General features: G+C 72.1%; 19 protein-coding genes. 9 read left to right on the top strand and 10 right to left on the bottom strand.

Annotated elements, in window-relative coordinates; all coding sequences use genetic code 11:
- Window positions 1-46 precede the first annotated feature (46 nt).
- The gene (locus IEY87_RS42980; protein WP_189144653.1) at window positions 47-3,421 is read left to right on the top strand and encodes an AfsR/SARP family transcriptional regulator; all 3,375 of its coding nucleotides are present in this window, start codon (window positions 47-49) and stop codon (window positions 3,419-3,421) included.
- Between the two features lie 53 nt (window positions 3,422-3,474).
- On the opposite strand, the gene IEY87_RS42975 is transcribed toward IEY87_RS42980, so the two are convergent.
- The 5 genes from IEY87_RS42975 to IEY87_RS42955 all read right to left on the bottom strand — a co-directional run bounded on the left by IEY87_RS42975 (window position 3,475) and on the right by IEY87_RS42955 (window position 8,600).
- On the bottom strand, window positions 3,475-4,746 hold the full coding sequence (locus IEY87_RS42975; RefSeq protein ID WP_189144652.1) for an SGNH/GDSL hydrolase family protein: 1,272 nt from the start codon (window positions 4,744-4,746) through the stop codon (window positions 3,475-3,477).
- 54 nt (window positions 4,747-4,800) lie between these two features.
- Window positions 4,801-6,231: an FAD-dependent monooxygenase gene (locus IEY87_RS42970; protein WP_189144651.1), complete on the bottom strand. Its 1,431-nt coding sequence runs from the start codon at window positions 6,229-6,231 to the stop codon at window positions 4,801-4,803.
- Between the two features lie 148 nt (window positions 6,232-6,379).
- A complete protein-coding gene (locus IEY87_RS42965; protein ID WP_225277283.1) occupies window positions 6,380-8,005 on the bottom strand; it encodes a SulP family inorganic anion transporter in 1,626 nt (541 codons plus the stop codon).
- Between the two features lie 68 nt (window positions 8,006-8,073).
- The gene (locus IEY87_RS42960; RefSeq protein WP_189144649.1) at window positions 8,074-8,415 is read right to left on the bottom strand and encodes an ArsR/SmtB family transcription factor; all 342 of its coding nucleotides are present in this window, start codon (window positions 8,413-8,415) and stop codon (window positions 8,074-8,076) included.
- The gene (locus IEY87_RS42955; RefSeq protein WP_189144648.1) at window positions 8,415-8,600 is read right to left on the bottom strand and encodes a hypothetical protein; all 186 of its coding nucleotides are present in this window, start codon (window positions 8,598-8,600) and stop codon (window positions 8,415-8,417) included. The genes IEY87_RS42960 and IEY87_RS42955 overlap by 1 nt, the downstream gene beginning before the upstream one ends.
- Window positions 8,601-8,939: 339 nt before the next feature.
- On the opposite strand from IEY87_RS42955, the gene IEY87_RS42950 reads away from it, so the two are divergent.
- Genes IEY87_RS42950 through IEY87_RS42940 form a run of 3 tightly spaced genes read left to right on the top strand, consistent with a single transcriptional unit; the run spans window position 8,940 to window position 12,162 of the window.
- Entirely contained in the window at window positions 8,940-10,115 is a 1,176-nt protein-coding gene (locus tag IEY87_RS42950) for a PP2C family protein-serine/threonine phosphatase (RefSeq protein ID WP_189144647.1), read from the top strand.
- Window positions 10,112-11,719, top strand: coding sequence for a sensor histidine kinase (locus tag IEY87_RS42945; protein ID WP_189144646.1), 1,608 nt, complete (start codon window positions 10,112-10,114; stop codon window positions 11,717-11,719). The genes IEY87_RS42950 and IEY87_RS42945 overlap by 4 nt, the downstream gene beginning before the upstream one ends.
- Window positions 11,716-12,162, top strand: a complete 447-nt coding sequence (locus tag IEY87_RS42940) for a response regulator (protein WP_189144645.1) — start codon at window positions 11,716-11,718, stop codon at window positions 12,160-12,162. Before IEY87_RS42945 ends, IEY87_RS42940 begins: the two co-directional genes overlap by 4 nt.
- Window positions 12,163-12,177: 15 nt before the next feature.
- Here the strand turns inward: IEY87_RS42940 and IEY87_RS42935 are convergent, their stop codons facing one another.
- Window positions 12,178-12,582 (bottom strand): winged helix-turn-helix transcriptional regulator, encoded by a 405-nt coding sequence (locus IEY87_RS42935; RefSeq protein WP_189144644.1) that lies wholly within the window; start codon window positions 12,580-12,582, stop codon window positions 12,178-12,180.
- Between the two features lie 111 nt (window positions 12,583-12,693).
- Between IEY87_RS42935 and IEY87_RS42930 the strand changes: the two genes are divergently transcribed.
- The 5 genes from IEY87_RS42930 (at window position 12,694) to IEY87_RS42910 (ending at window position 20,108) form a co-directional block, all read left to right on the top strand.
- Window positions 12,694-13,557 (top strand): NmrA family NAD(P)-binding protein, encoded by an 864-nt coding sequence (locus IEY87_RS42930; RefSeq protein ID WP_189144643.1) that lies wholly within the window; start codon window positions 12,694-12,696, stop codon window positions 13,555-13,557.
- Window positions 13,558-13,700: 143 nt separating this feature from the next.
- A complete protein-coding gene (locus tag IEY87_RS42925; protein WP_189144642.1) occupies window positions 13,701-16,772 on the top strand; it encodes an AfsR/SARP family transcriptional regulator in 3,072 nt (1,023 codons plus the stop codon).
- 293 nt (window positions 16,773-17,065) lie between these two features.
- On the top strand, window positions 17,066-18,217 hold the full coding sequence (locus tag IEY87_RS42920) for a serine hydrolase domain-containing protein (protein ID WP_189144641.1): 1,152 nt from the start codon (window positions 17,066-17,068) through the stop codon (window positions 18,215-18,217).
- A 61-nt stretch (window positions 18,218-18,278) separates the two neighbouring features.
- The gene (locus IEY87_RS42915) at window positions 18,279-19,337 is read left to right on the top strand and encodes a serine hydrolase (RefSeq protein ID WP_189144640.1); all 1,059 of its coding nucleotides are present in this window, start codon (window positions 18,279-18,281) and stop codon (window positions 19,335-19,337) included.
- Between the two features lie 27 nt (window positions 19,338-19,364).
- Entirely contained in the window at window positions 19,365-20,108 is a 744-nt protein-coding gene (locus IEY87_RS42910) for an SDR family oxidoreductase (RefSeq protein WP_189144639.1), read from the top strand.
- Between the two features lie 9 nt (window positions 20,109-20,117).
- Here IEY87_RS42910 and IEY87_RS42905 read toward each other — a convergent pair whose 3' ends face one another.
- From IEY87_RS42905 to IEY87_RS42890, 4 genes are read right to left on the bottom strand one after another with little or no spacing between them, the layout of a single operon-like run.
- Window positions 20,118-21,032, bottom strand: a complete 915-nt coding sequence (locus IEY87_RS42905) for an alpha/beta fold hydrolase (RefSeq protein ID WP_189144638.1) — start codon at window positions 21,030-21,032, stop codon at window positions 20,118-20,120.
- Window positions 21,029-22,015, bottom strand: a complete 987-nt coding sequence (locus IEY87_RS42900; protein ID WP_189144637.1) for an NAD-dependent epimerase/dehydratase family protein — start codon at window positions 22,013-22,015, stop codon at window positions 21,029-21,031. Before IEY87_RS42900 ends, IEY87_RS42905 begins: the two co-directional genes overlap by 4 nt.
- Entirely contained in the window at window positions 22,012-23,769 is a 1,758-nt protein-coding gene (locus tag IEY87_RS42895; protein WP_189144636.1) for a fatty acid CoA ligase family protein, read from the bottom strand. The genes IEY87_RS42900 and IEY87_RS42895 overlap by 4 nt, the downstream gene beginning before the upstream one ends.
- Window positions 23,766-24,785, bottom strand: coding sequence for a 3-oxoacyl-ACP synthase III family protein (locus tag IEY87_RS42890; protein WP_225277271.1), 1,020 nt, complete (start codon window positions 24,783-24,785; stop codon window positions 23,766-23,768). The genes IEY87_RS42895 and IEY87_RS42890 overlap by 4 nt, the downstream gene beginning before the upstream one ends.
- Between the last annotated feature and the right edge of the window lie 5 nt (window positions 24,786-24,790).

Here is a 24,790-nt window from a genome sequence, read left to right as displayed (position 1 = left end):
GGTGCTGACGGCCGAGCACACTGGAGGTTCGGGAGAGGATCGGGTGGTGCACGGGAACGAGGAGACGCGGCTGCGGGTGAGGCTGCTCGGCGGCCTCCAGGTGCGCCGCGGTGAGACCGTGGTGGCCGTACCCGGGGCCCGGCTCCGTGGCCTGATCGCGCGGCTGGCGCTGGCCGGCGGCCGGCCGGTCGAGCCGGGCGTCCTGGTCGACGCGCTGTGGCCGCAGGAGCTCCCGGCCGACCCGGCGAACGCGCTGCAGTCGCTGGTCTCGCGGCTGCGCCGGCTGCTCGGCGAGGCCGGCGCGGTCACGCAGTCCGAGGGCGGCTACCGCCTCGGCGTCACGGCGGACGACGTCGACGCGCTGCGGTTCGAGCGGCTGGCCGCGCATGGCCGTGACCGGCTCCGGGCCGGCGATCCCCGAGCCGCGGCCGGGCTGCTGAGCGAGGCGGTCGCGCTCAGCGGCGAGCCGTCGGCGATCGCCGCGGTCGCCCCGGCGGTCGCGACGCGGCTGGCCCGCGCCGCGGTCGAGGCGGGCGCGGATCTGGCCGAGGCGGAGCTGGCCCTGGGCCGCGCCGACGACGCCGCCACCCGGCTGACCGCCCTGCTCGCCGAGCACCCGGTGGACGAGCGGGTGGCCGCGCTGCAGATGGACGCGCTGGCCGCCCAGGGCCGCCAGGCCGACGCCCTCGACCTGTACGAGCGGGTGCGCGAGGCCCTCGCCGACCGGCTCGGCGCCGACCCCGGCGCCGCCCTGCGCGAGCGCCACCTGCGCCTGCTGCAGTCACCGGCTCCCACTGCCGAGGCGCGGCACGGGGCGCAGGCGCAGCACGGGATGGAGGCGCGGCATGGAGCAGAGGCACGGCATGGGGCGGAGGCACGGCATGGGGCGGAGGTGCGGCATGGGGCGGAGGTGCGGCATGGGGCGGAGGTGCGGGGGGCTGCGCCCGCGAGCAATCTGCCCGCCGCCCTGACCAGCTTCATCGGGCGCGACGACGACCTCGCCAGGATCGACACGCTGCTCGCCCACGGCCGCCTCGTCACGGTGGTCGGGCCGGGCGGGGCCGGCAAGACCCGGCTCGCGGTCGAGGCGGGCCGCCGCCACCGCCACGCGTACCGCGACGGCACCTGGCTGGTCGACCTGGCCGCGGTCACCGAGCCGGCCAAGGCCGGCGCGGCGATGCTGGCCGCCGTCGGTCTGCGCGGCGCCGCGCTCTTCGAGACCTCCGGCCGGACCCGGGCCGAGGGCAGTGAGCTGGACGTGCTCGCCGACCAGCTCGACGGCCGGGAGAGCCTGCTCGTGGTGGACAACTGCGAGCACCTGATCGACGCCGTCGCGCACCTGGTCGCGGCGCTGCTGCCGCGCTGCGCCGGGCTGCGGGTGCTGGCGACCAGCCGAGAACCGCTCGCGATCGACGGCGAGGCGCTGGTCCCGCTCGGCCCGCTGGCGCTGCCGGACCCCGGTGACGCCCTGGAGGACATCCGCCGCAGCGCGTCGGTGCGCCTGTTCACCGAACGGGCCGCGGCGGTGCGCCCCGGCTTCGACGTCGACGAGCGGACGCGCGCCGACGTGGTCCGGCTGGTGCGCGGCCTGGACGGCCTGCCGCTGGCGCTGGAGCTGGCCGCGGCCCGGCTGCGGACCCTGTCGCTGGCCGAGCTCGCCGCCGGGCTGTCCGACCGGTTCCGGCTGCTCACCACGGGCAGCCGGGCCGCGTCGCCGCGGCATCGCACGCTGCGCGCGGTCATCGCCTGGAGCTGGGATCTGCTCAGCGAGAACGAGCGTACGGTGGCCGAGCGGGTCTCGGTGCTGCCCGGTGGCGTGACGCCGGAGTCGGCCGCCGCGGTCTGCGCCGGCACCGCGGTGCTCCCGGGCGAGGTCCCCGAGCTGCTCGCCGCCCTGACCGACAAGTCGCTGCTGCACCTTGCGCCCGACGCGGGCCGCTACCGGATGCTGGAGACCCTGCGCGAGTACGGGATCGAGCGGCTCGCCGACCAGGACGTGCTCGACGCCGTCCGGGATCTCGCCGCCCGCTACCTGGCCGACCTGGTCGCCCGCGAGGAGCCGCTGCTGCGCGGCCCCGATCAGCTCGCCGCGCTGCGGGTGATGCGCTCCGAGTACGACAACGCGGTCGCCGCCCTGCGCCACCTGTGCGACACGGGCGACGCCACCGCGGCCGTCACGCTCGCCATGGACCTGTCGTGGTACTGGCAGATACTCGGCCGGCCCGCCGACACGGCGTACTGGCAGGGGCGGGCGCTGGCGCTACCCGCCGAGGGGCACACGCTGGACCGCGACATCGCCCAGGCGGTGCTCCTGCTGAGCAGCATCAACGCTCGCTCCCCGCTGGCCATGGAGGGCCTGCACGAGCACGAATCCGCGCTGCGAGCCCTGGCCGATCGCCTGCTCGCCCACCCGTCGCTGCCCGGATTCGCCGGCGTCCTGGCCGCGATCACGCTCCACTTCCTGCGGGAGCACGAGGCGTCGCTCGCCTTGGTCCAGCGTCTCGTCGACGGTCCCGACGTCTGGCTGTCCGGGCTGGCCCACCTGTTCCGGGCCTCGTTCGCCGAGAACGACGGCGACCTCGACCAGGTGCGCGCCGACGTGGCCGCCGCGCTCGACGCTTTCGGCCGGGCCGGCGACCGCTGGGGCCTGGCCGCCGCGCTCCCGACGCGCGCGCTGCTGCGGCAGTACGACGGGGACCTCGACGGGGCGTTGGCGGATCTGCGCGAAGCCCGGGCACAGGCGCGGGAGTTCGGCGCGCTGAGCCTGGCCGACGAGATCTTCCTCGACACCCGCTGGATCGACCTCTACCTGCGGCGGGGCGAGGACGCCCAGGCGAGGGCGATGCTGGAGGCGGTCCGCGAGCGGGTGGAGCGATCGGCGTCTCCGGAGCTGATCGTCATCGTCACCGTTCTCGAGGCCGGCACGTGGTTGCGGCTCGGCGACCCGGACCGCGCGCAGGCCCGCATGGAGGTGGCCGAGGCGGAGCTGGCCGGCGAGTCCCCGATCGGCGGCGACCACCGCCAGGTGATCGCCGGCTCGGTGCGGGCCCAGCTGTGCCTGCGGCGGGGCGACGCCGCGGGCGCCGAGGCGGCGCTGGCCCGGGCGTACACGGCGGCCCTGGAGAGCGGGGATCTGCCGATCATGGCGATGGTCGCGGTGACCGAGGCCGAGCTGGCCCGGCTGCGCGGACGGCACCGGGACGTGGCCCTGCTGCTCGGCGCGGCGGCCCGGCTGCGCGGCGCCCACGACCTCAGCGACCGGCAGATCCAGGCGCTGGCCGCCCGTGGCCGCACGGCGCTGGGCGAGGACGTCTTCGCCGCGGCGTACCAGGAGGGCTGGCAGTTGGACGGGAAGACGGCCTCGCTCTACGTCGATCCGGCGCGCCCGCGCAGGGAGCCGGACGGCCCGGTGCGGACGTAAGCCCTATCGCCGGAACAGCTCCAGAGCCCTATCCCCGGAACGGCTTCAGAGCCCTATCCCCGGAACAGCTCCAGGTCGAAGGCGTCGGCGATCGCCTTGTTGCCCGCGTCGTTCGGATGGATGCCGTCGCCGGAGTCGAACGCGGTGCGCAGCCTCGTCGGCTCGGCCGGGTCACGGGTGGCCACGTCCAGATCGACCACCGCGTCGAACTCGCCGCTGCCGCGGATCCAGCGGTTCACGTCCTGACGCATGCGCTCGCCCTCCTCCGTGAAGACGAACGTGCCGCCGAACTGCGTCAGCGTGCAGCCGATGATCCGCAGGCCGTGCAGATGCGCGCGGCCGATCAGCATGCGGTAGCCGGCGATGATGTCCTCCGCCGTCGCCCGCTCGCTGTCCGGCATGCCCGGCATGAAGCCGAATGCGATGTCGTTGCCTCCCTCGGCCAGCACCACCCAGCGCACGCCGGGCCGGGCCAGCACGTCGCGGTCGAAGCGCGCCAGGGCACCGGCGCCGAAGCCGTCGGTCTCGCGCAGCACGCGGTTGCCGGCGATCCCCATGTTGATCACCGCGCGCGGCGGCAGGTCCTGCCGCTCGGCCAGCCGGCGCGCCAGCGAGGAGGGCCACGGGGTGTCCGCGTCGGGCGTGGTGGCGGCGCCGTCGGTGATGGAGTCGCCGAGGGCGACGATGGTGGCGGCCGTGGGCTGCGCCAGCACGTCGATGCCGGCGAGCCACAGGTAGGACGCGAACCCGGTGGCGTCCCGCAGGCTCTGGGTGCCGGTCTGGTCGCCCGGTGCGAGCCACGCCGTGCGCAGTCCCACCTGGTGCGTCGTGGGAGTGATCTTCTCGTCGGGGATGTACAGCGAAACGACCAGGTCGGTCTGCGCGGGCACGTCGTACTCGATGGGGTCGCTGTGGATCTGCGCGCCGGTCGGCAACACCACCGCGTCGCGCCCGCCGAAGGTCAGGGTGCGCGTGCTGCCCGCGCGGATCGCCGCGCCGCTGTCGGGCCGCGCGATCCGCGCGGCCTCGATGCGCACCGGCGCGTGGCCGAAGGAGTTCGACAGCGCGACGCGCACGGCCGTGCCGCCCAGGGTGGTACGCGCCACCATGCGCACGGTCTGCGCGCTGACCGTCGTCGGCGCGGCCGCCGCTTCGACCGGCTCGGGCGTGGCATCCGGTGCCGGCAGAGTGTCGTCCGGCAGAGCGTCGTCCGGCAGTTCCGGCCCTCCACCGGGCTCGGCAGCCGGCGCCAGTTGCTGTGCCGTGCCCCAGGTGGCGATCCAGGCGCCCTGACCCGCAGGGCTTGTCCCCGTGCTTTCGTTCATGAAGGAAACCTCCCGTAAGTGAAACTGATCCAGGTCTTGTGGTCCTGACGCGGATCAGAACCAGCGCGCGAGCGCCTCGTCGAGTGAGGTGGACGACGCGTCCGTCCATGCGATGCAGCCGTCGGGGCGCAGCAGCGTCGACGGGCCTTCCTTGGTGCGGGCGTGGCGCACGTCGGGCGGGAGCGACCGTTCCGAAGGCGACACGAACAGGCCGCCGCCCTTCTCCGTCAGCGCGTAGAGCCGCACTTCGCCGCCGTCGGCGAGGGTGAGGAGCCGGTCCGGCGCGAGCGTGCCGACGAGTGGGTCGTCGTCGCCGAGGTCGTAACGGATGCCGGCCCCCGAGAGCATCTCGCCGATGAGGCGGTTGCCTTCGGGCAGCTTGATCAGGTCGCTCACGATGGCGCGGAGCGCGCTGGTGAGCGGGTCGGGTCGTACCAGCGCGACCTGCGCGCGGGTGTTCTCCAGGACGCACGCACCGACGGGATGGCGTTCGGCGGTGTAGGAGTCGAGGAGATGATCGCGGCCCCGCACCGCCGCGGCGAGCTTCCACCCGAGGTTGGCGGCGTCGACGAGGCCGAGGTTCAGCCCTTGACCGCCGAAGGGGGAGTGGACGTGCGCGGCGTCGCCGGCGAGAAGGACACGTCCGATGCGGTAGGTCGTCGCCTGCCGCGCGTGATCGGTCCAGCGCGTCGCCTTCGCCATCGAAAGGATCTTGACGTCGGTGCCGCTCACGCGCTGGATCGACGCCTCGACCTCGGCCTGCGTGACCGGCGCGGCCCGATCCGGCGGCGGGCCGTCGAACTCCGCCGTGAAGACGCGCCCCGGGATCGACGTGATGAGGCCGCGCGGCGTTCGCTGCCAGCCCATCGCGAGCTTCGCGGGCGCGTCGAACTCGACGAGAGCCTGATAGCCGGTGATGGTGGGATCCGTGCCGGGGAACTCGAAGCCGGCGAGCTTGCGGACGGAGCTCCGGCCACCGTCGCAGCCGATGAGATACCTCGCGCTCAACGGGCCCGCGCTCGTCCGCACGCGCACGCCGTCGTCGTCCTGCTCGAAACCTTCCACCTCGACCCCGCGCCGGATCTCGATCCCGAGCTCGCTCGCGCGCTCGGCCAGGATCCTCTCCAGTGCCTCCTGCGGCACCATACGGCTGTGGCGCTCCGGGGCGCGCTGAAGGTCCTGGTCGATCACGAACAACGCGGAGAAATGGCCTCCCGGCTTCTTCACCGGTCCGGCTCCGGCACGCGCCGCCTTGGCCATCGGCAGCGTCACCTGTTGCTCGTCGAGCGCACGCGCGAACCCGCGTCGTTCCAGCGCCTCGGCGCCCGCCGCGCCGACGGCGGCGGCCTTGATCCCGTCGTCGGGCTCCACGAGTCGCTCCAGTACGAGCGGCTTCACGCCCGCGGTCTCGAGCTCGATCGCCAGGAAAAGCCCGACCGGGCCGGCGCCGACGATGACGACGTCGTGCACTACAAGATCGCTCATGTCTCCGTCCTTCCGTCTCGGATCGGAGCCGTGGGGGCTCCGTCCTCGACCTGGAGACTGCCGCGGCCCGCTGGCACCGCCCGCACATGCCGCTGGTACGGCCCTGTCAACGGCCGTCAGGGTCCGGTGCGAGGGACGTGGCCGAGGCTCAGCGGGTCAGGACCGGGAGGACGCCCGAGGTGTGGAGGTGCTCGCGGGCGGCGGCGATGGCGTCCGGGGTCGTGTGGAAGACGTGCCCGGCCTCGTCGAGGCGGGCGATGACGCCCAGCGCGTGCAGAGGCCGGTGGTGGCCGTCGCGGATGCCCGAGACGTAGACGGTGATGCCACGGCGCTGCAGGCGTTCGATGGCGTCGCCGAGGACGAGGGCGCCGCTGGCGTCGATGGTGGTGATGCGGGACATGCGCAGGATCACCACGGAGACGGCGGCCACCTCCGACAGCTCCAGCAGGAAGCGGTGGGCGGCGGCGAAGAACAGCGGCCCGTCCAGGCGGTAGGCGACGATGTGCTCGGCCAGCAGGGCGAGCTCCTGCTCGGTGTGGTCCCCGGACAGGTCCTCGTGCTGGATGGGCATCTCGTCGATCCGGACGTCGCGGGCGATGGCGCGCAGGGCCAGCCCGCCGGCCACGAGCAGGCCGAGCAGGACGGCCTGGACCAGGTCCAGCGCCAGGGTGGCGATCGCGGTCAGCACCAGCACGATGGCGTCACCCCGGGTGGAGCGGACCATGGCCTTGACCGAGCCGACCTCCACCATGCGCACCGAGGTGGCCAGCAGGACGCCGGCCAGCGCGGCCAGGGGGATCGCGGCGACCAGGCCGGCCGCGGCGTAGATGATCGCGGCCAGGATGCCGGCGTGCGCCAGCGAGGCCAGCCGGGAGGTGGCGCCCGAGCGGACGTTCACCGCGGTGCGGGCGATCGCCCCGGTGGCGGGGACGCCGCCGAACATGGGGGAGACGAGGTTGGCCAGGCCCTGCCCGAACAGCTCCCGGTCCGGGTCGTGCCGGTGGTTGACGCTCATACCGTCGGCGACGGACGCCGACAGCAGCGACTCCAGCGCGGCCAGGGCGGCGACCGCGACCGCGGGTCCGGCCAGCGACGACAGCACGGCCGGGTCGAAGAAGCCGAGGGAGGGGGCGGGCAGCCCGGCGGGCAGCTGCCCGATGGTGGCCACCGGCAGGTCGGCCACCGCGACGGCGACGGTGACGGCGGCCACGGCCAGCAGCGAGAAGGGCAGGGTGGGCCGCCAGCGCGCGCCCAGCAGCATGATCGCGGCCACGCCCAGCGCGATGCCGATGGACCACCACTGCGGATGTGCCAGGAAGTCCAGCAGGGCCTGCCAGGCGACGACGATCACCTTGTCGCCTTCGGGGATGGGGACGCCGAGCGCGGTGGGGATCTGCTGCAGGCCGATCACGCAGGCGATGCCGATGGTGAAGCCCTCCACCACCGGGGCAGGCACCAGCGCCATGTACTTACCGGCGCGGGCCAGCGCGAGCGCCATCAGCAGGAGGCCGGCCAGCACGCCGACCATGAGGACACCGGAGGCGCCGTGCTGGTGCAGGATCGGCACCAGCACCACGGTCATCGCGCCGGTCGGGCCGGACACTTGCAGGCCGGATCCGCCGAACACGGCCACGAGCGCGCCCGCGACCACCGCGGTGGCCAGGCCCGCTTCGGCGCCCATGCCGGAGGAGATGCCGAAGCCGAGCGCCAGGGGCAGGGCGACGATGGCCACGGTGAGGCCGGCGAGCAGGTCACGGCGCGGGCGGCGGCCCATGGCGACCAGGTCGGCGCGCAGGGGCAGGACGGAACGCACTCGGGTCCACCCCGAGGAGAGCACGCGGTTCACCGAGACTCTCGCTCCGCGCCGAGGAGTTCGGTCAGCAGCTCGTTCTGACCGGTGAGCATCTGGGTCAGCAGGGTGCGAGCGGCCTTCAGCAACTCGGCCACGTCTCCGCCGGCCAGAGAGTAGACCACGGTGGAGCCGTCGCGGTGCGCGCTGACCATGCCGGAGCGGCGCAGCACGGCCAGATGCTGGGACAGGCCCGTCGGCTCGACCTCGATGGCGGCCAGCAGCTCGCGCACCGGCATGGGCTTGTCCTGCAGCAGCTCCAGCACGCGGATCCGGACGGGGTGGCCGAGGAGCCTGAACAGCTCGGCCTTGGCTTCGTACAGGGGGACGGACATCAGGCGCTCGCCTCGTCGTCCGGGTCGATCCGCACACCGTTGTCACGCGCCAGCCGGACCAGGTCCTCCCATTCGCCTTCGGCGATGAGCAGTCCTTCGACGTCGACGTTCTGGCGAGCCACCTCCAGCGCCGTGCGCGCCTGACGCACTCGTTCTCTGATCGCGGCAGCGAAGGGCCCGCTCACATCACACCCCAAAAGGCTCGATTACTGACTATCTTACCTCAGGAATTGCGCAGTTTCGCAATTGAGCTTGTCAGGCGGGCGGCCCGGCCGTGGAGGTAACGCTGCCGGGGCAGACTGGTCGTGCGCTCGGCGGCCGCTTCGGCCTTGATGATCCAGGGCAAGCGGAGGAGCGGTTGTCCGCGTTGCCTGGGCAGCCGTGGAACGCCCTTATGCTGTGTCCAGATAGTTATGGGTTGGGCTTTTAGGTTCGTCTCTGGTGAGCATCTCCTGTGCACTGTCCGTTTACGGGTGACGGACGACCAGCGCTCGGCGCTGTCTAGAAGGGATGGCGGTGCCGACATGGCCTACGAAGATCCGCATGCGCTTCCGCTCGTCCTGCTGGTGGAGGACGACCCCGAGGACGCGCTGATCGTACGGGAGCTTCTGGAGGACAGCGCCGTGGCGGTGCGTTTGGAGTGGGCGCGCTCCCTGGACGAGGCGCGGCGGGTGCTGGCCGGTCACCCGGTGCAGTGCGTGCTCCTGGACCTGGGCCTGCCCGACGCGAACGACCTGTCCGCGCTGACGGTGATGCGCGAGGCCAGCGATGACGCCGCCGTCGTGGTGCTGACCGGCCGGTCAGAAGAGCGGGCGGGGCTCGCCGCCGTGGCCGCGGGCGCGCAGGACTATCTGATCAAGGGTCAGGTCGAAGGCGAGTGGCTGGGCCGGGCGCTGCGCTACGCGATCCAGCGCAAGCAGGCCGAGCAGGCGGCGGTCGCGCTGCAGACCGAACGGGTGCGCGCCAAGGAGAACGCCCGCCTGGAGCGTGGCCTGCTGCCGACCCCGCTGCTGCAGCACATGCCGATCGACGTGGCGACCCGCTATCGGGCCAGCCGGGTCTCGGGCACGCTCGGCGGCGACTTCTTCGACGTCGTCGAGGCCGACGACAAGGTCGTGCACGCGGTGATCGGCGACGTCTGCGGCCACGGGCCGGACGAGGCGGCGCTGGGCGTGTGCCTGCGGATCGCCTGGCGGACGCTGGTGCTCAGCGGGCTGACCGGTGCGGCGCTGCTGCGCCGGCTCGAGCGCATCCTGCGGGCCGAACGGGGTGACTCCGAGGTCTTCACGACCGTGTCCACCCTCATGCTGGAGCCGGACCAGCGGACGGTGCGGGTGTGGCGGGCCGGCCATCCGGGGCTGCTCGTGCACTCCGGTGACGAGCTGTCCTGGGCCGAGGTGGGACACGGCCCCGCGCTGGGGCTGCCCATCGAGGCCGACTGGCACGAGGGCGTGATCGAGTTGCCCGAAGGCGGCGGGCTCACCCTTTTCACCGATGGACTGTTCGAGCGCCGGTTGCCCGGCGCCGAGCCCCGGTGGCTGGGGGAGCGGGGCCTGCTGGACGTGGCCCGCCGGTGCGCGCACCTTGGTGGGGAGGAGTTCGTGGACGCGCTGATCGCCGGCGCCGAGGAGGCCACCGCCTCCAACGCCTCCGCCGACGACGTGGCCGTCGTCCATCTTCGCTGGAGAGAGGAACCATGACAGGGAGAGGCTGGCGGCGGCTGACGGTGCAGAACTGGTTCGTGGTGATGATCGCCGCCATCACGATCGTCGTCGGGATCTGCACCGTGGTGGGCGCGGTGATGCTGGAGCGCACCAACCGGCTCTCCGACCACCTGACCGACCGCCTCTCGCCCGCGCGCATCGAGGGCACAGAGCTCCAGACGGTCCTGGTCGACCAGGAGACGGGCGTGCGCGGTTACCTGCTCACCGACAACCGCCAGTTCCTGGAGCCCTACGCCAGCGGCGTCGTCGCGGAGCGGCGGCAGTACGAGCTGATCGAGGGCCTGCTGCGCGACCGGCCGGACCTCGTCAAGGGCCTGCACGAGATCCGCGACGCGGCGGCGGCGTGGCGCAAGGAGTACGCCGAGCCCCTCATCGCCGACAAACAGGCGGGCAAGGAGATCAGCGCGGTGCGGGCGGAGAGCGGCAAGCCCGCCTTCGACCAGGTCCGCACCCTGCTGGCGGCCCAGAACGACCGGCTGTCCAAGGCGCGGGACGACGCCCGGACCGAGCTGGCCGCGGTGCACAACCTGCGCAACTGGGCGTTCATCGCGATGCCGATCTTCTTCCTGATCTTCGGCATCGCCATCGCCGTGCTGCTCCGCCGGGCCGTCGGCCGGCCGCTGGACGAGCTGCGCGTGGCCTCCCGGCACGTGGCCGGAGGCAACTTCAACCACCACATCCCGGCGCACGGCCCCGCCGACATCCGCGAGGTGGCCCTGGACGTGGAGGCGATGCGCACCAGGATCGTCGCGGCGCTGGAGGCCTCGCGCGAGCACGAGGCCATGCTGAGCAGCCAGGCCGCCGACCTCGACGCGCAGGCGGTCGAGCTGCGCCGCTCCAACGCCGAGCTGGAGCAGTTCGCCTACGTCGCCTCCCACGACCTGCAGGAACCCCTGCGCAAGATCGCCACCTTCTGCCAGCTCCTGGCCAAGCGCTACGGCGATGTGCTCGACGAGCGCGGCGCCCAGTACATCCACTTCGCCGTCGACGGCGCCACCCGGATGCAGGGGCTGATCAACGACCTGCTCAGCTACTCGCGGGTGGGCCGCCTCTACGACGCCCGCCGGCCCGTCAACCTGGAGCTCAAGCTCGACAAGGCGCTGCAGAACCTGGCGGCCACCTTCGAGGAGACCGGCGCGGTCGTCGAGCGGCCCGACTCACTGCCCCAGATCGTCGGCGACCCCACCCTGCTGTCCCTGCTCTGGCAGAACCTCATCGGCAACGCCATCAAGTTCCGCCACCCGGACCGTCCGCCGGTCATCCGGGTCGAGTGCGAGCAGGTGCAGGAGAAGGAGTGGCGCTTCTGCGTGAGGGACAACGGCATCGGCGTAGACCCCGAGTTCGCCGACAAGATCTTCGTCATCTTCCAGCGCCTGCACAGCCGCGAGGCCTACAGCGGCACGGGCATCGGGCTGGCCATGTGCAAGAAGATCGTGGAGAACCACGGCGGGCACATCTGGCTCGACACCTCCCACAGCGGCGACGGCGCCCGGATCTGCTTCACCCTCCGCACGGACACCCCATCGTCAGAGACCCGCATCGCGGCCGCGACCAGTAGTACGAGAGGATCCAGCTCATGACCATCGGCCAGCCCATCGAGGTGCTTCTCGTCGAGGACGACCCCGGCGACGAGCTCATCACGCGGGAGGCGTTCGAGGACAACAAGATCGGCAACACCCTCCACGTCGCCCACGACGGCCTGGAGGCGCTCGACTTCCTCTACCAGCGGGGCCAGCACGCCGACAAGCCGCGGCCCGATCTCATCCTGCTCGACCTCAACCTGCCCAAGTACGACGGCCGGCAGGTGCTGGAGAAGATCAAGGGCGATCCGGAGCTGCGGGCCATTCCCGTGGTGATTCTCACCACCTCCTCCGCCGAGGAGGACATTCTGCGCAGCTACAAGCTCTTCGCGAACGCGTACGTGACCAAGCCCGTCGATCTGGACCAGTTCATGTCGGTCATCCGGCAGATCGACGAGTTCTTCGTCACCGTCGTGCGCCTTCCCGGCCGTACCCACACCTGACGCACGGGCCCGGGGTCACACGCCCGCGGGCGCGTCTTCCTTGGCGGCGTCGTAGGCGGCCCGGCCGGCCAGGACGTCCGCCATGTGCGCGGCCGACCACTCCTTGAGCGCCCCCAGCACGGGGCGCAAAGTCTCGCCGAGCGGGGTGAGCCCGTATTCGACGCGGGGCGGCACGGTGGCGAACACGGTGCGATGGATCAGCCCGTCACGTTCGAGGCTGCGCAGCGTCTGCGTGAGCATCTTCTCGCTGACCCCGGTGAGCTTCCTGCGCAGCGCCGAGAACCGCTGAGGCTGAGTCTCCCCGAGGGCGCTGAGCACGAGCACGGTCCACTTGTCCCCGATGCGGTCGAGCAACTCCCGCGAGGGGCATTTGTGCGCGTACGGATCCCACGGCAGCTTGTCCACCTGGACACTTCCCATCAGGTATGTACCTTACTCAGGAGTGGCTACTTCCCTTCAGAGAGTACGCCCATCTACTGTTCGGTGCCAGGGGGCGAAACACGCCTCTCGTTCGAACGCTGAGGAGCACGCATGTCACTGGTCGTCACCGGAGCCACCGGCCGGCTCGGCCGTCTCGTCGTCGAGGCGCTGCTGGAGCGGGGAGTCGCCCCGTCGGAGATCATCGCCACCGGCCGGGACATCAAGAAGATCAACGATCTGGCCGACCGTGGCGTGACCGTACGGCAGGCCGATTTCGATGAGCCCGACGGGCTCGCCGCCGCCTTCGCCGGCGGGGACAAGCTGCTTCTTGTCTCCACCAACGCCGTCGGACAGCGCTTCGCCGGCCATCGCGCGGCGATCGACGCCGCCCGCGCGGCGGGCGTCTCCCTGGTGGCCTACACCAGCATCACCCGCGCCGACACCTCCGGGGTCAAGCTCGCCGTCGAGCACCGCGAGACCGAGCAGTACCTGCGCGACAGCGGCATCCCGTTCACCTTCCTGCGCAACAGCTGGTACCTGGAGAACTACACCTCCGGCCTGGCCGGCTACCTGGAGCAGGGCGGCGTCGCGGGCAGCGCCGATGACGGCCGGGTGAGCGCCGCGTCGCTGGCCGACTACGCCGAGGCGGCCGCCGCCGTGCTGGCCACCGAGGGTCACGCCGGCGCGGTGTACGAGCTCGGCGGCGACGAGGCGTTCACCCTCGCCGAGCTGGCCGCCCAGATCGGCGCCGCCTCGGGCCGTGAGATCACCTACACCGACATGCCGGCCCAGCGGTTCGCGGAGCTGCTCACTTCCGTGGGGCTGCCGAAGGACTACGCCGAGGTCCTGGCCGACGCCGACCAGGGGCTCGGCCGTGGTGAGCTGTTCACCGACTCGGGCGACCTGAGCCGCCTCATCGGCCGCCCCACCACCACGCTGTCCGAGGCGATCACGACAGCCCTGCGGCAGAGCTGACGCCCCGCGATCCCTGACTCACCATGGAGTCGACGTCCGGTGCCGCATCCTTACTTGCCGTGGCACATCCGGTGTTCACTGCGGTCGCGGAGGCTCGCTCACCATCGCCCCTAGTCTGATACGGGTTTTGGGAAGGGGCAGCTGTGCGGGTAGCGGTGCTTGGGCCGATCCATGTGTACGCCGACGACGGGATCCCGATCGAAGTCGGCGGCGCCAGGCTCCGGGGACTGCTCGCGCGGCTGGCCCTTTCGGCGGGCCAGGTCGTGCGGGCGGAGACGCTGGTCGATGCCCTGTGGGGGGAGCGCCCGCCCGCGGGGGCCGACAAGGCGCTGCACGCTCTGGTGTACCGGCTGCGCAAGGCTCTGGGCAGCGTGGCGATCGAGTCCGTGGCCACGGGCTATCGGCTGCGGGTGGGGGCCGAGGATATCGACGCCAACCGGTTCGAGGATCTCGCCGCCCGCGGCCATCGGGAGCTGGCCGCCGACCGTCCGGACCGGGCCGCCGCACTCCTCGGCGAGGCGCTCGCACTGTGGCGGGGTCCGGCGCTGGCGGACGTGCTCGACGCCCCGTTCTCCGGTGCGGCCGCCGCCCGGCTGGAGGAGTTGCGCATCGCGGCGGCGGAAGACGGGTTCGACGCCGGACTGCGGCTGGGCCACCACGCCGACGTCCTCGCCGACCTGGAGGCGGCGTCCGCCGAGCACCCGCTGCGCGAACGGCTCGCCGCCCTGCGCATGCGTGCCCTTCATGCTGCGGGGCGCCGATCCGATGCCCTGAGGGTGTTCGAGCAGGTTCGCAGCACCCTCGCCGACCAGCTCGGCATCGACCCCTCGCACGAGCTGCGGACCGCCCATCTGGCGGTGCTGCGCGGTGAGCGAGAGGCGCCGCAGGCACGGACGGAGCCGGCGCCCGGTCGGCTACCTGCCCCGCTGACCAGCTTCATCGGCCGCGACGACGAACTCGAACTGCTCAGCGGATTGTTGGAAACCTCCCGCCTGGTCACCGTCGTCGGCCCGGGCGGTGCCGGCAAGACCAGGCTCGCTCTCGAGGCCGCATCCCGCCACCGCACCCACCGCCGTGGCCGCGTCTGGCTCGTTTCCCTGGCCGGGACCGACGTCGTGACCGAGGCCGTTCTGGGCGCGCTGAGCTCCCCGGGCGCGCGGCCGGTCGGCGGCGGGTCGGCAGAGCCGGTGGATCGCGTGGCCGAGCTGCTTGGCGGCGGCGAGGCGGTACTGGTGCTGGACAACTGCGAGCATCTCGTGGCGGCGGCGGCCGAGTTCACCGGCCGATTGCTGGAACGCCAGCCGTACCTGACGATCCTGGCCACCAGCAGAGAACCGCTCGACATCATCGGCGAGGCGATCTGCCGGCTCGGCCCGCTCCCGCAACCGGCGGCCATACGGCTCCTCACCGACCGGGCGACGGCCGCACGGCCCGGCATCGTCCTTGACGATGAGCCCGTCATTGACATCGTGCGGCGCCTCGACGGGCTCCCCCTCGCCCTGGAACTGGCCGCCGCCCGGCTCCGCGCCATGGACGCCGATCAGCTCGCGCAGCGGCTGGACGACCGATTCCGCCTCCTGGCCTCGGGCAATCGGACCGCCCAGCCCCGCCAGCAAACCCTGCACGCCGTCATCGACTGGAGCTGGGACCTGCTCGCCGACAAGGAAAAGACCCTCGCCCGCCGTATCTCGGTATTCCCCGCCGGCACCGGCGCCGCCGCCATCGAAGCGATCTGCCCCGGCCAGACGCTCCTGCCCGGGGACATCGCCTACGTGCTCGACTCCCTGGTCGACAAGTCCATCGTGGAGCGAACCGCGGGCGGCTACCGGATGCTGGAAACCATCCGCGCCTACGCCGCCGGAAAACTCGACCTCGCCGGCGAACGGGAGACGATGCGGGATCGGTTCACGCGTCACTTCGCCGACCTCGCCGAGGAACACGAACCGCTGCTGCGATCCCATGAGCAGGAGGAGTCGCTGCGGCTGTTCGACACCGAATACGACAACCTCCTCTACGCACTGCGCACGGCCATAGACGACCACGACGCCACGACCGCCGCCCGGATCCTCGCCACGCTGCCCTGGTACTGGATGATGGTGCGCTACGAACCGCGGGGCGATGCGTTCGTGGCCAGGGTGCTGGAATTCGGCGACGAGCTTCCCCCCGACGCGCGAGCCGCCTTCGATGTCCTGCGCGCGACGGGGGACGATGAGCCGGTCATCACGCTCGATCGAGTAAGGGCCCTGATCGAGGAGTGCGCGCGCACCGGCGCCCTGGAGCGCTACCCCACGCTGATGACGGCGACGCTCTTCCTGGGGTACGGCGCCGGCCTGGACCGGTTGGCCGAACGTGAGATGGCCCGAGCACGGAGCCGCTCCGACTCCTGGGCCATCGCCTGCACCTTCTTCGTGGAGGCGATCATCGGTAACCACCGCGGCGACTGGGAAGTCGCCACCACGGCGGCGGCAAGGGCATTGCACGCGTTCGAGGAGACCGGCGACCGGCTGTCGACGGCGCTCGTACTGACGCTGGTGGCGCAGACGCGCTCGGTTCGTGGTGACCACGACGGAGCGATCGCCGCCTACGAGCGCAGCGTCGCGCTGACCTCCCACCATGGGATCACCCATCGGATCGGGCTCGCCGTGGAGCGGATGCGGGCGGGAGATCTGGCCGGCGCCCGGCGCGACATCGAGATCGCCGAGCGGGCGGCCTGGGAGAGCGGGCAGCAGTCGCAGCGGCTCGAGGCCATGGCCGCCTTGATAGAGCTGTACCGCCGCTCCGGCGAGGTGGAACGGGCCGATCAAGAACTCGACCGGATGAAGCGAGTCGGCTCGGAGAGCCCTCTTCCCGCCGGCAACGCGATCCATGGCTTCATGCTGGCCGCCCGGATGGCGAACCTGCTGACGGCCGGAGACGCGAAACGGGCCCGCGAGCTCCTGCCCGACATCGTCCGAATCCCGGCTGCGCTGCGTGACCTGGCCGCCGCAGCTCAGCAGCTGGCCAGGTTGCTCTATCTCGAGGGCGACCCGGGCGGCGCCGCCACCGCGCTCGGCATGAGCCAGGCACTCCGTGGCGCCTTCGACCACGGCGACCCTGAGCTTGGCGAGCTCGCCACCTCCTTGGCCGAACGACTCGGCCCGGCTGAATACGACACGGCCTATCAAAAGGGCGCGCGAATGCCCCGGCAGGATGTCATCGACCGCCTGACCGAATGACGCAACCGTGATGTCACACGGCAACCGCACCCACGCCGTCAACGGCTGGAGGGCATTCCCCATCTGGGGCGGGATCCTCAAGGCGAAGTTCGGCGCACCTCCCGGTCCGGGGAGTAATCACCGCTGGTAGGAGCGGTCTATCACCGTGCTGTCACCCGTTCATCAGAACCACGCCCCATCGTGGGAGGCGAAATCCCGGTCCTTTCCGAGCCTCCGGTCGTCGCGAGCGTACACAGCAACGGGCGAACCGCCCGGTCTGGATCTGGGCGGTTCTCACCTACCTGGAGTGCACCATGACCAATTCCCGAAGCGCCAGGCACGAACATGTGCAGGAGGCGCTGGAGCGGGCGGTGGCCGAGCGCAGCGCGCCCGGCATCGTCGCCGAGATCCAGGACGAGAACGGCACCTGGTTCGGCTCGGCCGGGGTGGCCGACCTCGAGACCGGCCGCCGCCGCGCACCAGGCGAGCAGTTCCACGCCGGCAGCAGCGGCAAGGCATTCACCGCCGCCGCGATGCTGACCCTAGAGGCCGAAGGCAGGCTGAGCCTCGACGACACGGTGGACACCTGGCTGCCCGGCGTGGTCAGCGGCAACGGCAACGACGGCAGCAAGATCACCATCAGGCAGTTGCTCACCCACACCAGCGGCCTGGGGATCACCGGCCTGAGTGCCGAGATCGTGCGCAGGTATCACACCCGGTCCGGCTACGCCGAGCACCGCTACGACGTCTGGACCGTCGATGAGTTGCTGAAGCTCCAGATGGCCATACCGCCGATGTACCAGCCGGGCGAGGACTTCGCCTACGCCAACGGCGGCTACCACATCGCCGGAGCGATCATCGAAAAGGCGACCGGCCGGAGCTACGAGGACGAGGTCGACCGGACGGTCATCCAGCCGCTCGGGCTGACCGGCACCTATGCGAGGACCTTCGCCGAACGGCGGTACCGGGGGCCACACACCAAGGCCTACTCGAAGATGGTCATCAGGGACGGCGTCGATCCGGACAGCCTCACGCCCGACAACTACGCATCGCTTCTGCTCGGCCCCGATGCCGATCCGATCGACGTCACCGACAGGACCTTCTTCATGTGGGCCGCCGGTGGCGTTGTTTCGACCACCGGCGACCTGCTCCGGCTCATGCGCGCGCTGATCAGCGGCTCCCTGCTGCCGCCCGCGCAGCATCGCGCGATGTGGAGCACCGTCCCCACCAGGGACTGGATCCCCAACGCCCGATATGGCACCGGGGTGTCCCAATGGGCGCTGGCCGACGGCCGCATGCTCCACGTCGTGGCCGGAGTGGAGGGAGGCACCGTCAGCGTGACCCTGGGCACTCCCGACGGCGGGCTCATCGTCTCCGCACATCTCAACGGCGACTGGAACTGGTACCTGACCTGCAACCAGATCGTCGAGGCGGCGTTCGGCTCATCCTTCCTCATGACTCAATAGCGCACCTGCTCAACCACGTCTTCGCCGCAAAGAGAATCGATTTCCCGGAAAAGGACGAAAAATGATGAAACTCGCCACTGTGGCGGACTGGCTCGGCGAACGGCTCCCCGAACTGATCGCCGAGCACCGGGTGCCAGGGGCGGTCATCGGCGTGTACGCGAACGGGGAACTCCTGGAACGCGCCGCGGGCGTGCTCAACACCCGCACTGGCGTTCCGGTGACCACCGATTCGCTCTTCCAGATCGGTTCCATCTCCAAAGTCTGGACGGCCACCTTGGCACTGCAACTGGTCGAGGACGGAAAACTCGACCTCGACCGGCCCGTCCGCGCTTACCTGCCGGAATTCCGGCTGACGGACGAGTCCGCGGCCGCGCTGATCACCACCCGTCAACTGCTGTGCCACACCGCGGGGTTCGAGGGAGACCGATTCACCGACACCGGTCGCGGCGACGACGCCATCGCTCGGTACGTCGAGCTGCTCGGCGAGACACCCCAACTCTTCGAACCGGGCGAACTGTTCTCCTACAACAACGCCGGATATGTCGTGATCGGCCGGATCATCGAAATCCTCCGCGGCAAACCGTACATCCAGTGCCTACGCGAACACCTCATCCAGCCGCTGGAACTCGCGTACACCGCCACCGACGCGGAGGAAGCCATCCTGCACCGGGCCGCGGTCGGCCACTTTCCGTCAGGACCCGAAGATTCTCCCCAGCCGGCCGGAGTCTGGGCGCTGCCCCGCTCCCTCGCGCCCGCGGGCTCCGCACTGACGATGACCGCACGCGACCTGCTCACCTTCGCCCGCGGCCACCTGTGCGACGACGGCGGCGTGCTCGGCACCGAGACCATCCATGCCATGCGGACCGAGCACATGCGAATGTCCCCGATCACCGCACACGGCGACGCGTGGGCACTCGGCTGGGAGATCTTCCATGTCGGCGAGCACACCATCTATGGCCACAACGGCGACAATCATTACCAGGACGGCAACAACCGGCCGGACTCGCGGCTCCGCTTCACCGTCACCATGCTCTGCGCGCCGGGCAAGCCCATGCTCGTCCTGGTCGACGAGCAGGAGCTGGCGCTGCGTGCGCATCTGCGAGCCGCACGGCCGTCCTGACAACCATACCTACCGAAGGAAGACGAGATGAAGATCGTGGTCATCGGGGGCACCGGGCTCATCGGCACGAAGGTGGTGGACGAGCTTCGCGGGCAAGGACACGAGGTGGTGCCGGCCTCTCCCCGCTCGGGGGTCGACACCCTCACCGGTGAGGGCTTGGCCGACGCGCTCGCGAACGCCCAGGTGGTCGTCGACGTGTCGAACTCGCCGTCGTTCGAGGACAAGGCGGTGCTGGAGTTCTTCACCACCTCGACCCGCAACCTCCTCGCGGCAGAGGCGGAGGCGGGCGTGCGGCACCATGTCGCGCTCTCCATCGTGGGCATCGAGCGCTCGCCCGAGAACGGATACTTCCGCGCGAAGGTAGCGCAGGAGAAGATGATCAAGGAATCCTCGATCCCTTACTCGATCGTCCGCGCGACGCAGTTCTTCGAGTTCATCAAGAGCATCGCCGACGGCGCCACCGAGGGGGACACGGTCCAGGTGCCGGCCGCGCCGTTCCAGCCCATCGCCGCCGAGGACGTCGCCCACGCGGTGTCCGAGGTCGCCGCCGGGCCGCCGCTGAACGGCACGGTCGAGGTGGCCGGCCCGCGCCGGATGCCGTTCGACGAATGCGTCCGGACGGCCCTGAGCGCCTGGCGAGATCCACGCCAGGTGATCGGCGACCCCGAGGCGACCTACTTCGGCGCGAAGCTGGAGGAGCACACCATCGTCCCCGTCGGAGCCGACGCCCGCCTGGGTGCGATCCGCCTGGAGGATTGGCTGAGTCGCTGAAAAATCGGCTCAGGCGGTGTCCCAGAGGAAGTCGCAGATCGCCGGGACGAGGTGCTCGTGGACGTCCTCCAGCACGTAGTGGCCCGCGCGGCGGTAGACGTGGGTACGGGCCCGGGGCAGGCGGCGGCGCCACTCGGCGAGCATGGCCGGGTCGAAGACCGGATCGCGCAGCCCCCACCCGATGAGCACCGGCCGATCGGCGAACAGGTCCAGCGCCCGGCCCGTGTCCCGCAGGATCGGCCAGGCCGGGTCCTGCGGGGTCAGCGGGATGTCGTGCACGAAGAGCTGGATGGCGAGCCGGTGCTCGGGCCGGGCGTACGGGGCCAGGAACGCCGCGCGCACGGCGGCGGGCATGCGGCGGCGCACGCCGAGCGGCCGCCAGGTGGCCCCGCGGGCGAAGGCGTTGTGCCGCAGGAACAGCCGGGCCCCGAGCGGGGTGCGGCGCAGCAGCCAGAGCGGCAGTCGCAGTTCGGGACGGACGCGCTCGCCGTGCGGGTTCGGGAAGGCGGCGGTGTTGAGAACGACCAGGCGGGCGACGCGGTCGGGGTGACGGCCGGCCCACGCCATGCCGATCGGCCCGCCCCAGTCGTGCATGACCAGCGTCCAGCCGTGGTCGGGGACGCCTCGGTCCTCGATGAGGTGGGTGGTCAGGGCGTCGAGGTCGTCGACCCGCGAGGCGAGGGTGTGCCGATAGCGGTCGGCGGCGGGCTTGTCCGACAGGCCCATGCCGATGTGGTCCGGGGCGAGGCACCGGTAGCGGTCCCGCAGCGCCAGGATCGGCCGCCGCCACAGATAACTCCACGAGGGGTTGCCGTGCAGGAACAGCACCGGCGCGCCCGTCCCCTCGTCCAGGTAGTGCTGGCGCAGGCCGGTGGGGTGGTCGTACCAGTGAGAGGTGAAGGGATAGCCGGGGAACGGGGTCACCGGGCGGCCTCCGAGAGGTGGGCGGTGAGGCGGGCCAGGCCCTCGGCCATGCTGACGCGCGGCCGGTAGCCGAGGTCGCGGCGGGCGGCGGAGATGTCGAACCAGTGCGCGGTGGACGCCTGCTCCACCAGGAACCTGGTCAGCGGCGGCTCGCCGCGCAGCCCCATGGCCTGGGCCAGGCCGTAGCCGCGCTCCAGGAGCCCGGCCGCCAGCCGCGCCGGGCGGACCGGCAGCCGGCGGCGCACCGGCGGCAGCCCGGCCGCGTTCAGCAACGCGTTGACCCAGACGCCGAACCCGCACGGCTCGCCCTGGGTGATGAAGTACGCCCGGCCGCACAGCGGCGAGCCCGCGTGCAGCCGGTCCAGGGCCAGCACGTGGGCCTCGGCGGCGTTGTCGACGTAGACGGTGTCGATGGTCTTGTCGGCGCCGCCCAGCAGCCACAGCCGGTGCCGGTTGGCCGCGAACCTCGGCAGGAAGTGCGGGTCGCCGGGACCCCAGACGAGATGCGGGCGCAGCGCGACGGCGGGCACGGCGGCGGCCAGGACCTGCCTTTCGGCCAGGGCCTTGGTGCGTGGGTAGGCCGCCGGGAAGTGCCGGGGGTAGGGGATGGATTCGTCCACTCCCTCCAGATCTTCCCCGGCGTGCACCACGCTGGGGGAGGAGGTGTGGACCAGCCGTGCGCCGGTGCGCGCGCAGGCGTCCAGCACGTTGCGGGTGCCGTACACGTTGATCTCCTGGAATTCGCGGTCCGGGCCGTGCGCGCCGGCCTTGGCGGCGCAGTGCACGACGGCCTCGCAGCCGCTGACCGCGTCCCGCACCGCCGTCCGGTCCCGGATGTCGGCCAGATGCTGGACGATGCCGAGCGCGCCCAACTCGGGGTGGTAGTGGCGGTGCAGGGTGTGCACGGTGTCGCCGCGGGCGGCCAGGCGCCGGCACACGGCCAGGCCGAGGAAGCCGCCGCCGCCCGTCACCAGGACCTTCATCGCCACCCCCCGCGCCACCGCCGGGCGGCCCAGGCGGCGAGCACCCCTCGGCGGATCTTGCTGTTGTGCCGGGCGTCCACCGGGAAGTCGCGGTGGAACAGCACGTCCCGGATGTCCCTACCGGCCGCCTCCAGGACGGCGGCGCGCACGCGGGCGCGCCGGGCGCCCGGCTCCCGCTCCACCACCAGCACGGGACGCTGAGCGCCGACCGGGCCGACGCCCACCAGCGCGGTACGGCGCACTCCCGGCAGCCCGGCGAGCAGGGACTCGACGTGGTCGGTGCACAGGTCGCCGTCGCGGGTACGGACCCGTTCGGACTTACGGCCGGCGAACCAGAGCCGCCCCTGCTCGTCCAGGTGGCCGAGATCGCCCATGCGGTGCCAGACCCGGCCCTCGTCGTGGATCCGGGCCAGCGCGGTGGCCTCGGGATCGTCGAGGTAAGGGTCGCTGACGGCGGAGGAGGCGACGACGATCTCCCCGACCACGCCGGGCGGCACGGGCAGGTCATCGCTCCACCGCCCGATCGGGCCGTCGGTGACGCCGATGACGCGGACCTCGGCGCCCGGCACCGGCAGGCCCAGGCAGGTGCCCGTCCCCGGGGACGCCGTGTGCCCGGCGGCCAGGCCGCGGCCCTCGATGGCGGCGACCGGCAGGCACTCGGTGGCGCCGTACACCGACAGCACCCGCGCGCCGGCGGGCAGGCAGGCGCGCATCCGTTGAAGTGTCGGCAGCGGCAGCGGCGCGCCCGCGACCAGCACGCTCTCCACCGTGCCGAGCACCACGCCCCGTGCGACGCAGTGCCGGGCCAGCCGGTCCAGCAGGGCGGGGGCGGCGAACACGCTCGTCACGCCGTACCGCTGGACGTCGGCGACCAGGGCCGCCGGGCTGGCCCGGATCGGGCGCCTCGGGTCCAGGTCCGGGAGCACGGCGGTCGCGCCGAGCGCCGCCGCGCCCAGGGCGAACGGGATGAACGTGGACAGCACGGGCGTGCCTGGCCGGACGGCCTCAAGCCCGCTGAGCAGGTCGAGCTGCGCGGTCAGCTGCCGGTGCCGCAGCGGCACCCCTTTGGGCGGCCCGGTGGAGCCGGACGTGTAGGCGATCAACGCCAGATCGTCCGGCGCGGGCCTCCGCCACCGCACCACCTCACCGGACAGCGCCGAATCGGCAGAGTGCGGCGCCGAGCCGGCCGACGGCGGCGTGGAAGAGGCTGACGGCGGCGGGTTCGCTGCGGTGGTTTTCGGGGGGTGTCTGGGTTGTCGGTTCGCGGCGGACCGTAAGGAGGCGAGGGTCCGGCCCGGCCACAGGCGGCGCGGGCCGACCGTGATCGTGACGCGGCTGCTGCGCCGGCCCCAGCCCAGGGCCAGCCGGGCCAGCTGGGCGCGCGGGACGCCGATGAAGACCTCGGGGGCGGCCCGGTCCAGGCAGCGCCGGACGGCGGCGTACGGCAGGCCCGGATCGACCATCACCGGCACCGCGCCCAGCCGCAGCAGCGACAGCGCCAGCACCCCGAGCTCCACGCCCGGGAACACCAGCACCACGGTCCGCGTGCCGTGCCGTACCCCGGCATGGGCCAGGGCGGCCGTGGTCTCCCGCACCGAGCGGGCCGTCTCCGCGTAGCTGACGGCCTCGGGGCGCCGGCCGCCGACCTGGCAGGCGACGGCGCCGGGCCGGTCGAGGACCCAGCGTTCGGCCCGGGTGAGGAGCTCGCTGACCGGCGGGACGGTGTCGGGCGGCACCGGCGGCACCGGCGTCACCACCGCACCACGACGATGCCGGCGCTGAACCCGCTGGCCAGGCCCACCAGCGCGACCAGGTCACCACGCCGCACCCGCCCGGCCGCGACCGCCTCGGCGAGCTGGACGGGCAGCGTGGCCGCGACGAGGTTGCCGTGCCGGGCGATGGTGACGACGACCTTGCCCTGCGGGATCCCGACGTGGTCGCAGAACTTCCACAGCGCGGGCAGCGACGCCTGGTGCACGCAGATGGCCGCGAAATCGTCCCAGGTCAGGCCGAGCTCGCCGAGCGGCTTGAGGAAGACGCCGTGGTCGGTCCTCTCGATGCCGCGCGCCAGCTTGAACCCGTCCACGGTGAGCGGCCGGAGGGCCGGCCAGTCCGCCGCCGGATCGCTGGTCATGTTCAGCAGCGGCACCACCGCCGCGTCCCAGCCGGGGGAGTGGGCGGCGAACCGGTGACCGAGCACCCCCGGCGTCGTCGCGGCCTCCAGCAGCAGCGCGGCCCCGGCGTCGGACACCGTGTACGCCGCGCCGACGGTGAAGAACTCCTCCGCGCTGGGGAGCGTCCACGGCATGAACGCGGAGGGCAGTTCGCCGCAGCAGATCAGGATCCGCCGGTAGCGGCCCGCGGCGATGAACGCCTCGGCCACCTCGATCGCGTTCAGCACACTGTTGCAGGCGTTGCGCACGTCGAACACCGGGCAGCTCGCGCCGAGCTTCGCCGCCACGATGTGGGCGGTGGCGGGCTCGATGAGGTCGACCGACACCCCGGTGAACACGATCAGGTCGAGATCGTGCGCGCGCAGGTCGTGCTCGGCCAGCAGCCGGCGGGCGGCGTGGACGGCCAGGTCCGAGGGCTTCTCGTGCGGCGCGGCGAGGTGCCTGCGGCGCACCCCGCTGCCGTTGTGGATGACACCCCTGGGCAGCTCCAGGCCGGGGTTGCGCGCGGCGAGCCGGTCCTCCAGCTCCGCCGTGGTCATCGTCGTCTCGGGCAGATGGGCGGCCACCCCGGCCAGCCGGGTATGGATCGTGCTCATGGCGA

Source organism: Nonomuraea glycinis, from assembly GCF_014646515.1.
GTDB lineage: Bacteria > Actinomycetota > Actinomycetes > Streptosporangiales > Streptosporangiaceae > Nonomuraea > Nonomuraea glycinis.
The sequence above is the reverse complement of the archived record's forward strand: the minus strand, read 5'-3'. Positions and strand labels throughout refer to the sequence as shown.

Coding starts and splice junctions, on each gene's coding strand:
- IEY87_RS42975 (WP_189144652.1), bottom strand. CDS start 4,746: ATGAACGAAAGCACGGGGACAAGCCCTGCGGGTCAGGGCGCCTGGATC.
- IEY87_RS42970 (WP_189144651.1), bottom strand. CDS start 6,231: ATGAGCGATCTTGTAGTGCACGACGTCGTCATCGTCGGCGCCGGCCCG.
- IEY87_RS42965 (WP_225277283.1), bottom strand. CDS start 8,005: ATGGGCCGCCGCCCGCGCCGTGACCTGCTCGCCGGCCTCACCGTGGCC.
- IEY87_RS42960 (WP_189144649.1), bottom strand. CDS start 8,415: ATGTCCGTCCCCCTGTACGAAGCCAAGGCCGAGCTGTTCAGGCTCCTC.
- IEY87_RS42950 (WP_189144647.1), top strand. CDS start 8,940: ATGGCCTACGAAGATCCGCATGCGCTTCCGCTCGTCCTGCTGGTGGAG.
- IEY87_RS42945 (WP_189144646.1), top strand. CDS start 10,112: ATGACAGGGAGAGGCTGGCGGCGGCTGACGGTGCAGAACTGGTTCGTG.
- IEY87_RS42940 (WP_189144645.1), top strand. CDS start 11,716: ATGACCATCGGCCAGCCCATCGAGGTGCTTCTCGTCGAGGACGACCCC.
- IEY87_RS42935 (WP_189144644.1), bottom strand. CDS start 12,582: ATGGGAAGTGTCCAGGTGGACAAGCTGCCGTGGGATCCGTACGCGCAC.
- IEY87_RS42930 (WP_189144643.1), top strand. CDS start 12,694: ATGTCACTGGTCGTCACCGGAGCCACCGGCCGGCTCGGCCGTCTCGTC.
- IEY87_RS42920 (WP_189144641.1), top strand. CDS start 17,066: ATGACCAATTCCCGAAGCGCCAGGCACGAACATGTGCAGGAGGCGCTG.
- IEY87_RS42915 (WP_189144640.1), top strand. CDS start 18,279: ATGATGAAACTCGCCACTGTGGCGGACTGGCTCGGCGAACGGCTCCCC.
- IEY87_RS42910 (WP_189144639.1), top strand. CDS start 19,365: ATGAAGATCGTGGTCATCGGGGGCACCGGGCTCATCGGCACGAAGGTG.
- IEY87_RS42900 (WP_189144637.1), bottom strand. CDS start 22,015: ATGAAGGTCCTGGTGACGGGCGGCGGCGGCTTCCTCGGCCTGGCCGTG.
- IEY87_RS42890 (WP_225277271.1), bottom strand. CDS start 24,785: ATGAGCACGATCCATACCCGGCTGGCCGGGGTGGCCGCCCATCTGCCC.